Raw genomic sequence first — 297 nt, 5'->3', positions numbered from 1 at the left:
CGGTCAGCGGGGTTTTGCCGTCGCGCACACAATCGAGGAAATGGCGGATTGCATTGGTAAAGCCCAGCTTATCCTCGGATTTGGCCCAGCCCATAGCGAGCGGGGTCATTGCAGTTTTATGCTGTTCTTCCGCATCCGTCACGGTCACGCTGTCCGGCATTTTAATAAACGCCGAGCGGTTATTCCCATGCAGTTCAATGGTTTCCTCCCACTGACCCGAGCAGCGGGCCGCGATCAGCATGCCCGAAGCGCCGTTCTCAAATTCCAGTTGCGCGGTCGTAAACGTCTCATAATACG

The 297-nt window shown here is 55.9% G+C and carries 1 pseudogene; it reads right to left on the bottom strand.

From position 1 onward, the window contains the following. A pseudogene (locus ACYQ3S_RS15730) lies at positions 1 to 297 on the bottom strand (gfo/Idh/MocA family oxidoreductase); the annotation flags it as partial.

It is taken from the genome of Agathobaculum sp. TL06 (assembly GCF_054658635.1).
The sequence above is the reverse complement of the archived record's forward strand: the minus strand, read 5'-3'. Positions and strand labels throughout refer to the sequence as shown.